This is a genomic window from Methyloglobulus sp. (genome assembly GCF_046714055.1).
Taxonomy (GTDB): domain Bacteria; phylum Pseudomonadota; class Gammaproteobacteria; order Methylococcales; family Methylomonadaceae; genus Methyloglobulus.
The window spans coordinates 1-7,518 of sequence record NZ_JBKKBJ010000211.1; the positions used below are offsets into that span (position 1 = coordinate 1).

10 protein-coding genes and 1 pseudogene are annotated in these 7,518 nt (G+C 47.4%); 8 read left to right on the plus strand and 3 right to left on the minus strand.

Annotated features, from left to right (window positions below):
• The first annotated feature begins 132 nt into the window (after positions 1-132).
• Positions 133-267 carry a KTSC domain-containing protein gene (locus ACLQ6D_RS12820; RefSeq protein ID WP_411727710.1) on the plus strand — a complete coding sequence of 45 codons (135 nt, stop codon included), beginning with the start codon at positions 133-135 and terminating at the stop codon, positions 265-267.
• On the opposite strand, the gene ACLQ6D_RS12825 is transcribed toward ACLQ6D_RS12820, so the two are convergent.
• On the minus strand, positions 218-433 hold the full coding sequence (locus tag ACLQ6D_RS12825) for a hypothetical protein (protein ID WP_411727711.1): 216 nt from the start codon (positions 431-433) through the stop codon (positions 218-220). The genes ACLQ6D_RS12820 and ACLQ6D_RS12825 overlap by 50 nt on opposite strands.
• Positions 434-611: 178 nt before the next feature.
• Between ACLQ6D_RS12825 and ACLQ6D_RS12830 the strand changes: the two genes are divergently transcribed.
• From ACLQ6D_RS12830 to ACLQ6D_RS12845, 4 genes are all read left to right on the plus strand, one after another.
• Positions 612-1,067, plus strand: a complete 456-nt coding sequence (locus tag ACLQ6D_RS12830) for a hypothetical protein (RefSeq protein WP_411727701.1) — start codon at positions 612-614, stop codon at positions 1,065-1,067.
• Between the two features lie 237 nt (positions 1,068-1,304).
• On the plus strand, positions 1,305-1,580 hold the full coding sequence (locus ACLQ6D_RS12835; protein ID WP_411727703.1) for a BrnT family toxin: 276 nt from the start codon (positions 1,305-1,307) through the stop codon (positions 1,578-1,580).
• Positions 1,564-1,791 carry a hypothetical protein gene (locus ACLQ6D_RS12840; RefSeq protein WP_411727704.1) on the plus strand — a complete coding sequence of 76 codons (228 nt, stop codon included), beginning with the start codon at positions 1,564-1,566 and terminating at the stop codon, positions 1,789-1,791. The genes ACLQ6D_RS12835 and ACLQ6D_RS12840 overlap by 17 nt, the downstream gene beginning before the upstream one ends.
• A gap of 315 nt (positions 1,792-2,106) precedes the next feature.
• Positions 2,107-2,277, plus strand: a complete 171-nt coding sequence (locus ACLQ6D_RS12845) for a hypothetical protein (protein WP_411727705.1) — start codon at positions 2,107-2,109, stop codon at positions 2,275-2,277.
• 176 nt (positions 2,278-2,453) lie between these two features.
• Here the strand turns inward: ACLQ6D_RS12845 and ACLQ6D_RS12850 are convergent, their stop codons facing one another.
• A complete protein-coding gene (locus tag ACLQ6D_RS12850; protein ID WP_411727706.1) occupies positions 2,454-2,783 on the minus strand; it encodes an exosortase system-associated protein, TIGR04073 family in 330 nt (109 codons plus the stop codon).
• Between the two features lie 123 nt (positions 2,784-2,906).
• The gene (locus ACLQ6D_RS12855; RefSeq protein WP_411727707.1) at positions 2,907-4,136 is read right to left on the minus strand and encodes a pyrophosphate--fructose-6-phosphate 1-phosphotransferase; all 1,230 of its coding nucleotides are present in this window, start codon (positions 4,134-4,136) and stop codon (positions 2,907-2,909) included.
• A 263-nt stretch (positions 4,137-4,399) separates the two neighbouring features.
• Between ACLQ6D_RS12855 and pssA the strand changes: the two genes are divergently transcribed.
• From pssA to ACLQ6D_RS12870, 3 genes and pseudogenes are all read left to right on the plus strand, one after another.
• Positions 4,400-5,143 (plus strand): CDP-diacylglycerol--serine O-phosphatidyltransferase, encoded by a 744-nt coding sequence (gene pssA, locus ACLQ6D_RS12860; protein ID WP_411727708.1) that lies wholly within the window; start codon positions 4,400-4,402, stop codon positions 5,141-5,143.
• Positions 5,144-5,383: 240 nt separating this feature from the next.
• A complete protein-coding gene (locus ACLQ6D_RS12865) occupies positions 5,384-6,928 on the plus strand; it encodes a 2-isopropylmalate synthase (protein WP_411727709.1) in 1,545 nt (514 codons plus the stop codon).
• 324 nt (positions 6,929-7,252) lie between these two features.
• Positions 7,253-7,518, plus strand: a pseudogene (locus ACLQ6D_RS12870) (uracil-DNA glycosylase); the annotation flags it as partial.

The window sequence follows — 7,518 nt, forward strand, 5'->3', positions numbered from 1 at the left end:
TTTTTCGCTCCTCTTGTCGTCATCATCGGGCAAATCGCCCCTTAGCTTTGCGTTAGGGGTAACACTATGGAAATGATCAGCGTAAATTCCAGCGCTATAAGTGCCGTTGGTTATGTCGCCGCCGCTCAGCAAATGCAAATCAAGTTCAAACAAGGTCACACCTATACGTTCTGCCGCGTACCGCAGCAAATATTTGACGGCCTTCTTTCTGCACGCTCTAAAGGCGTTTATTACGACCACCACATAAGAGACAAGTACCCATGTTGATGGCACTCTCAATCATGCCTAAAAGCTCAATTTCCTTAGAATGGTCAATCCGCCATTGCGTATCGGTCGGTTCAACACCAACAATATCTGTTGTTACCGTATTGTGCGTCATGTTCAAAGCTAAACCAATAGCCTGTATTGACGAAAGATATTTTGCTTTATCCACGGCATCAACCCCCTAACCCGTCGCTCAAAGGGACGCTTTGCCCCAGCGCGTTCTTTAAATCTTGTGGTTTATCGGTCATTTTTCGCTCCTCTTGTCGTCATCATCGGGCAAATCGCCCCTTAGCTTTGCGTTAGGCGGATGAACTAAAGAAGGTTATATGGGGCGAGACCACACATTTATGGATCGAGAATTCGGGCGACCAGATTACGACCCAGAAGACCAAGGAGAATTTGAAGAGGGCTTGGTTTTTGTCATCATGCCGTTTCGTGGTCAAGATTTGGCAGATGCCTACGCAGCGATTAAAGATGAGTGTAAGAAACTAAAGCTACGAGCTAAGCGTGTTGACGAAAATACGGGGTCTGGCCTTATCATTCGAGAGATAACAGACCTTATTGAACGTTCAGAATTTGTCGTTTGTGACTTAACGAATGAACGTCCCAATGTTTATTATGAATTGGGGTATGCCCACGGAGTTGGCAATGAAGCAATGGATATTTTGTTGATTGCAAAGGAAGGTACTGTTCTTCACTTCGATATTGCCCCATTACGTGTACAATATTACTCATCTAGCGAACATTTGAGGGCGATTATTTCATCGAACATGAAAGCTATGATTAAGGCAACTCGAAAATGACATTTCAGCCTAAAGCTGTAAAGCTGTAAGGCGGTTTCGCCGATAGGCAAACCGCCATAAACGAAGCGCATGGGGTTGATTGTTACACAAATTTTTCTAAGCTGGTTGTGGTAAAATTGACTCAACAAAAAGGAACGCGGTTAATTTGGTTCTTTATTTATTTTAAAGCGCCTAGTTAGCTTTATGTTAGGCTCTCAAAGCATTTAATCTATAGTTTGATTTGAAAGAGATTTTTCAATGGACTTTGAATGGAACCCTCAAAAGGCTCAGATTAACAGTAAGAAACATGGAGTTTCTTTTGAAGAGGCTTCCACTGTGTTTGGGGATTATTTATCTTTTACCTATCCTGATGCAGGGCATTCGATTCAGGAAGAGCGTTATATCATTATCGGTCTTTCTGGCAACAATAGAATATTGGTCATTTCTCATACACAACGTGGAGAAAGTATCAGAATTATCAGTGCTCGACAGGCAACGAAACGAGAGCGAGGTTTCTATGAATCCAGAAAATAGTGATGAATTAAATGATGAACTCCTTGATGAGTATGACTTTTCCAAAATGAGCAATGGAGTCCGTGGGAAATATGCCAAACAATATCATGAGGGTGTGAAACTAATTATGCTTGAAGCTGATGTGGCACAAATATTTCCCGATGCAAAATCAGTCAACGAAGCACTGAGAGCTTTATCAAAAATTATTCTGCAACATCAAAAAATTGCCTAACAAAACGCTCAACCGGAGCGCGGTTATAGTGCGGTTTCATTTTTTAGCTTCCCAGTGCCGCGCCCGGTTAGCTTTACGTTAGGCGACTCACACGCGCTTTCAAGGCCGTAAGTCGGAAGCGGCGTTAGCCGTGTTCCGACGGATGAAGCGAAACACCTAATGGTTTCCGCCCTTGGTAGCGTGGCGGATTACGACTGCATGGATGCAAGGAGGTAGGGCAACGCAGGAGCGGTTGCGGTTGCCGAGACGCGCAATCTTTTCAACGCTGTAAGACGGTTTCGCGTCAGCAAACCGTCATAACCAAGGAGATATAACTTGACTGAATTATATGAAATGTTACAGCAGCAAAAAGCCAGTATTCTGGATATTGCCAAGCATTACCACGCAGCCAACATCCGCGTGTTTGGCTCCGTGGTGCGCGGCGAAGAGAGCCGTAGGGCCGTAGGGCGGATTAGCCGCGCAAACCCACGATCTTATCCGTTTTGATTGTCCTTTGGGCGCGGCGTAATCCGCCGAATGCGGTGGTCACTAAAATGGCGGATTACGACGCGCGATAAATCTGTACCTATATGAAAATTGTACAGTTTGCGCGTCTAATCCGCCCTACAACTGGATTCTCAGTCTCGTACCAACGTACTTAACAGCGAAGAAAGTCAATGGTTTTAATGAAAATAATCCCACGGATACTCAGGCGTTAAAATCGGGCGAAAACCTGATGGGGCAGGAAAAGGCGCGGAAACAAATTCATAAACGCCGACCAGTTCACGGGTTACTGTCATACCTAAACCCTTCGCTAAGCCCAGCGGAAAACCTATTGCTCCCTTAGCTTGTGTTTCCTTAACAATATTGCCTGGTATCTCAAGAAAACCGCAGGTCATTCCCGCCAAGCCCCTACCAAATTTCTGCGCTGCGGTATGCGCATAAGCATTGGGAAACGAAACTAGCGCAAAAGCCGTACAAGCTGCCAAAACATAAATACGAAACTTTTTCATGTATTGTCCTTTATTGTTGCTATGAGGAAAGCATAGTTTATGCCGATTATTAAACCATCCCAAGGTCAAAAGCCGTGAGTGGTTAATGTTTCACCCCAGCCAACACGCCTTAGAAGATGTTGCTTAATGCCCAACCGCTACCCTAGCACCCTTGGTTTGTCCGATTTCAGCCAATGTTTGGTTGAACCACGGGGCATCAATATTAAATGGTTTACCGCCCTTAATACGCGGGAACTCAATCGCTCTAAGGATATTGCCACGATCTTCGTCATGACCGATCACACCGGATTCGCGGCGGAAAGCGCATTCGACCGCAAGGTCGGCGCAGGATTTGATGAGGCGGATGTCTTCGACATTGGAGGCGGCGGCCCTTGCGAAATAGCCGGATTTTTGCACCAGGGTTTTTTCCGCGCCGAGCATTTGGGCAAACTGTTCACCAAACCATTTGCCAGGATTGACGGCATCCAGTTTGACGTGACCGAAGGCATCGCGGGGTACTTCTTGTCCCTTGGCTTGCATTTCCGCCACGATAGATTCAACGCCCGCGCCTTCGGAAACAAAGATGTTCACGCAGTCCACCTTATCCATGACCGCACGTAAGCGTTTTGCTTCTGCGGCCAAGTCTATCGCCATTTCCGGGATAAATACGCCGTGGACTTCATAAGTGGCACGATCCAGCCCCAATTCCGGTAGCCATTCAGTGCGATCTAGCAATTTTCGGTATTCCTGGGCGGTAGCCGCCGTCAGCCACCCGCAACTGCGTCCCATGACTTCATGCACAATCAACATGCGCGGATTGGAATTATTTTCGGCAACCACATTCCAAAAATAACGAGCGCCTTGTTCGGCGGCTGTCCACGCGCCCAACGATTGTTTGATAGGAAACACGTCGTTATCAACGGTTTTAGGCAAGCCAATCACGGTCAAGCCATAGTTGTTGTTTGCCAGGAATGCGGCAAGGTCAGCGGCAGCGGTATTGGTGTCGTCACCGCCGATGGTGTGCAGGATGTCCACGCCATCTTTGACTAACTGGTCGGCTGCAACTTTTTGCGGATCCTGGCCTTCCTGAACGAGACCCCGTTTAACGCAGTCTTTTACGTTAGTGAGCTTGACGCGGCTGTTTCCGATGATCGAACCACCGAATTTATGTAACAAGCCAGCTTTTTCCCGCACGGCTGGCGTTACTTTGTAGGAATCGCCAAGCAATAGGCCTTTATAGCCGCTGCGGTAGCAAATAATTTCAATCGACGGGTCGATTTCGCTGTAACGCTCGATGAGACTGCCGATACCTGAGTTGAGGCACGGAGCCAATCCGCCTGCCGTTAGTATTGCGACTTTTTTTGGTTTATTCATGATAGTTCTATGTGTCAGAGTTAAAAACTTAAGAATCGAGGTGGTTACGGATTGCCAGATTCGGTTTTCGCTACGTTTTGGTGCGCGAATTTTACCATAGTAAAAATTGATATCTTTTCTTTTGTTGCATCGCCTTTAGACCACAAAATGACCCGATTAATGTTCCTGTCACAAGCGCTTATTAAACTTGGGTGCGAAATATCCGCCCGTTGTATTATAATTTCACCCTAAATCTTCCAGAACAAAAGCAAGCCCTGATAAAAATGGACAAAACCGAAAAGCGCTCAATTCGCCGTCGTGGTATCTATTTATTACCTAACTTGTTGACCACAGGAGCGCTGTTTTCCGGCTACTATGCGATAACTTCAGCTATCGGCGGCCGCTACGAGACGGCCGTTATAGCTATTTTTATAGCGATGATACTGGATGGGCTGGATGGTCGTGTCGCCCGGCTGACGAATACCCAGAGTGAGTTCGGCGTCCAGTACGATAGCCTGTCTGACATGATTTCGTTTGGGGCGGCACCTGCCTTGGTGATGTATCTCTGGGCTTTTGCTAGCTTCGGCAAAGCAGGATTGTTTGCGGCTTTTGTCCACATGGCAGGAGGCGCGTTGCGGTTAGCGCGGTTTAATGCCCAAGTTGGCACCGACGATAAACGATATTTTCAGGGTTTGCCCAGCCCAGCGGCAGCGGCTGTTCTTGCAGGATTTATCTGGATGTCGCTTGAACATGGCTATGATATAAGCGTGGTCAAATACCCAGCCTTAGTGCTGACGATTTGTACGGGTTTATTAATGGTGAGTAATTTCCGTTATTCCAGTTTTAAGGAAGCGCAATTAAAAGGGAAGGTGACCTTTTTTGTGGCGATTTCAGTAATGCTGGGTATTGCTTTTGTGATGGCGCAACCGGAGATCATGCTGTTTTTCGTATCTTTAGCTTATGCAATTTCTGGCCCTGTTATTACACTAGTCATGCGTAAGCGCCGGTTGCAAGGACGCAAATTGTAGATTCTGCTTGTGGCTGGAAGACTATTCAGTTATATTTTCGCGCATGTTTCCCCAATACACCAAACAAGGCCAAAGCCATTATTTTCAAGACAGCTTTTCAGTAGCAAAGTTGTGCGCTTGTTTGTGCCTGCTTCTAAGAATCCTGCCCTGACGGGCATCCATTTCTTTTTTCACAACACCAACCCTCTTTTTTTACTCGGCTATCTCGGTAGCTGATTGCCATCCATTGATGGAGTTTACATGAAAAACCATTTGATTATTTTTGACACCACCTTGCGGGATGGTGAGCAAAGTCCAGGCGCGTCGATGACGCGTACCGAAAAAGTACGTATAGCCAGGGCGTTGGAACGCTTGAAAGTTGATGTGATAGAAGCGGGTTTCCCGGCAGCGAGCCCTGGCGATTTTGAAGCGGTGCTAGCCGTGGCAAATGTCATTAAAGACAGCGTTGTTTGCGGGTTAGCGAGGGCGCTGGATAAGGATATCGACCGCGCTGGTGCGGCGCTAAAAGGTGCGGCCAGGGCTAGGATTCATACCTTTATTGCCACCTCGCCCATCCACATGCAAATGAAATTGCACATGCAGCCAGAGCAGGTCATTGAGTACGCCGTAAAAGCCGTCAAACGCGCCCGGCAATTTACGGACGATGTTGAATTTTCCCCCGAAGATGCGGGCAGATCCGAAGAAGATTTTTTGTGCAGGATTCTTGAGGCGGTGATTGATGCAGGCGCGACAACCCTGAATATTCCCGATACGGTAGGTTACAGCGTGCCCCAGCAATTTGGCGCGACGATTGCCAACCTGATCCAACGCATACCCAATTCGGACAAAGCTATTTTTTCAGTGCATTGCCACAATGACTTAGGTCTAGCGGTGGCGAATTCCTTGGCTGCGGTGATGAATGGCGCACGGCAAGTTGAATGCACCATCAACGGCTTGGGAGAGCGGGCAGGAAATGCTTCGCTTGAGGAGATTGTCATGGCGGTGCGTACCCGGCATGATGTGTTTGCTTGCCAGACACGGGTTGATACGCGGGAGATTTTGACGTGTTCAAAGTTGGTGTCTTCCATCACCGGTTTTCCAGTCCAACCCAATAAGGCTATTGTTGGCGCCAATGCCTTTGCCCATGAGGCCGGAATACACCAGGATGGGATCTTGAAAAGCAGGGAAACTTACGAAATTATGCGGGCTGAGGACGTAGGTTGGTCAGCTAACCGCATGGTGTTAGGCAAGCATTCGGGCAGAAATGCCTTTAAAAGCCGGATGACGGAATTGGGCGTAGAATTTCAATCGGAAGAGGACTTGAACGAAGCATTCTCACGTTTCAAGCAACTCGCTGATAAAAAACATGAAATCTTTGATGAAGATTTACAGGCCTTAATTTCGGAAGTCGGGTTTGAATCGGAAGATGAACACATCAAGTTAGTCGCCTTGAAGGTCTGCTCAGAAACCGGTGAGATACCGAATGCGAAAATTACTTTGCGGATAGATAACAAGGAAGTGACAGGTAGCTCTGAAGGCGGCGGTGCAGTCGATGCCAGTTTGAAGGCGATTGAAAAATTGGTCATGTCGAATGCTGTTTTAGAACTCTACTCAGTCAATAACATCACCAATGGCACAGATGCCCAGGGCGAAGTCACAGTTCGCCTTGAAAAGGCGGGCCGAATCGTGAACGGATTGGGCGCTGATACTGATATCGTGATCGCCTCTGCGAAAGCGTATGTTAACGCGGTAAACAAGCTGCTCAGTCCAGATCAGCGACGGCATCCTCAGAAAGGGAATGTTTGAGTTAGGTTCAAGGCGCAAGTTACAAGGCAAAAGGCGTGGATTTTGAGTTTTTTGTGTAGAGGTTTTAGGCACTGACAGTGACTGTATACCCAGCGCATTACAAATTTCGGCACCTTGGCACCCTCTCCTGCTGGACGACTGCATGGATGCAGAAGGTAGGTGGAAAAATGCTCCTGCATTTTCCACATTCACCACATCCATGTGGCTTGGCAACGCAGGAGCAGTTGCCGAGAGGGTTGGGGTGAGGAGAATCTAAAAGTCGAAATTTGAAGTACAAGTATAATTGCCTTCTCAGTCCTGATCTTATATTCCCAGGAGATACATTTGGATAATTCGATACGGTTGCAATACCTGGAAGCGATGGGCATTGATGTTTGGATTCCCAGGGGGTCAGCGCATGTTGGGCAACGGTTGTCCTTTTGTGCAGAGACGGTTGTTGATAATGTCGGACTGGAAACATCTGAATCCGTGCAAACAAGCTGGACTATTTTGCAAACCGAGGTTGCCAGTTGCACAAAGTGCGGACTGTGCGAAACGCGTACCCAAACCGTGTTTGGCACGGGCAATAAAACTGCCGATTGGATGATAAT